The sequence below is a fragment of the Actibacterium sp. genome (genome assembly GCF_041584535.1).
Classification (GTDB): domain Bacteria; phylum Pseudomonadota; class Alphaproteobacteria; order Rhodobacterales; family Rhodobacteraceae; genus Actibacterium_D.
Genome location: NZ_JBFHDW010000387.1, coordinates 1 through 1,962, shown reverse-complemented (window position 1 = coordinate 1,962; position 1,962 = coordinate 1). Strand labels below are relative to the sequence as shown.

Sequence of the window (1,962 nt, the reverse complement as noted above, 5' to 3'; positions counted from 1 at the left end):
CTCCGGGGTTCGGGGCAGCGCCCCGATCCGCGCCGGAAAGTTGATGTTAACCTATTGTTAACACAAAACTTCTTGACTTTGCGAACGCTCTAAAGTATACATTCATTCAAGCTGGAAGAATTGGGCAAGCGGCACGGGGTCACCCCCGGCGCCGCTTTTTCAATTTACTCGTGCGGAGCGGCATGAGGGGCGGTTTTAACCATATGACACTGATTTCTCCCATCGGGGGCGAGGACGCGGCGCAGGCGGTTCTGGCAGCGGCCGAGGCGCATTACGCGCGCACGATTGCGGTGCTGGACACCTTGATAAGCGAAATAGCGGCGGGCCGATCGGCCCGGGCAAAAGAGCTGAGTAGGGCTCTGGGTGATCTGAACAAGGCCGCCCAGACCGCATTTGACGAAAGGTCGAAAGTTGAAAAGCGGATCCGAAGCGAAACCGGGGCAGTTCACGACTATGCGCTCGACCTTGCCGGGGCACGGGCTGAGATCGGGCGCCGATTGGATTGCCTGCGCCACGCCCGAGGAGCAGGCGGAATTCCTGACGGGGCTGAGTGAGGGGGCGCTGTTGGTGTTGCCTTACCTGTTCGAGTTCTGGGCCTTGCCGCATCAATTGCCGCCCGAGGGCGACTGGCGCAGTTGGGTGATCCTGGGCGGGCGCGGGGCGGGCAAGACCCGCGCTGGGGCTGAATGGGTGCGGGCGCAGGTCGAGGGGTCTCGGCCTATGGATCCGGGCGGGTCACGGCGCGTGGCGCTGGTGGGCGAGACGCTGGATCAGGTGCGCGAGGTGATGGTGTTCGGCGAGAGCGGCATTCTGGCCTGTTCGCCGCCCGATCGCCGCCCGAAATGGGAGGCCACGCGCAAGCGGTTGGTCTGGCCCAATGGCGCGGTGGCGCAGGCGTTTTCGGCGCATGAGCCCGAAAGCCTGCGCGGGCCGCAATTCGACGCGGCCTGGGTCGATGAACTGGCCAAGTGGAAAAAGGCCGAGGACGCCTGGGACATGTTGCAATTCGGGCTGCGGCTGGGACCGCACCCGCGGCAATGCGTGACGACAACGCCGCGCAATGTCCCGGTGCTGCGGGCCATTCTGGATAATCCTTCGACCGTGACCACCCATGCCCCGACCGAGGCGAACCGGGCCTATCTGGCGGCCTCGTTTCTGGACGAGGTGCGGGCGCGCTATGCGGGCACGCGGTTGGGTCGGCAGGAACTGGACGGTGTGTTGTTGGAGGCGGTGGAGGGTGCGCTCTGGACCAGTGCGATGCTGGAAACGACGCGGATCGACGCCGCGCCTGAAATGGATCGCGTCGTGGTGGCCGTTGATCCGCCGGTGACGGGGCATAGCGGCTCGGATGCTTGCGGTATTCTGGTGGTGGGCGCGCGGGTTCAGGGTGACCCGCAGGACTGGCGTGCGGTTGTGCTGGAGGATGCCAGCGTGACCGCCGCGTCGCCCACCACCTGGGCCGAGGCCGCGATCGCCGCGATGGAGCGTCATGGCGCCGAGCGGTTGGTGGCCGAGGTCAATCAGGGCGGTGATCTGGTTGAAACCGTGCTGCGCCAGATCGACCCTTTGATCCCCTATCGCGGGGTGCGGGCCAGTCGCGGCAAGGCGGCGCGGGCCGAGCCGGTTGCGGCTTTGTATGAGCAGGGGCGCGTGGCGCATCTGCGCGGGCTTGGGGCGCTTGAGGACCAGATGTGCCTGATGACGCCGCAGGGGTTTCGCGGCAAGGGCAGCCCGGACCGGGTCGACGCCCTGGTCTGGGCAATCCACGATCTGATGATCGAACCGGCCGCGCATTGGCGGCGGCCGCGCGTGCGCAGCCTGTAACGGCCGACTTACCAAAATCGACGCGGGATGGGGTGCTCTTTGTCGGGGCGCCATTGAAAGGGCTGTGTGTCCGACATGCGCCGCACAGACAACCGAGGAGCATTGCAGATGGTATTCAACTTGTTTCGGCGCGCGGCG

The 1,962-nt window shown here is 65.6% G+C and carries 1 protein-coding gene; it reads left to right on the top strand.

Annotated features, from left to right (window positions below):
• Window positions 1–453: 453 nt before the first annotated feature.
• Window positions 454–1,824: a DNA-packaging protein gene (locus ABYW26_RS13935; RefSeq protein ID WP_372605510.1), complete on the top strand. Its 1,371-nt coding sequence runs from the start codon at window positions 454–456 to the stop codon at window positions 1,822–1,824.
• The last annotated feature ends 138 nt before the right edge of the window (window positions 1,825–1,962 follow it).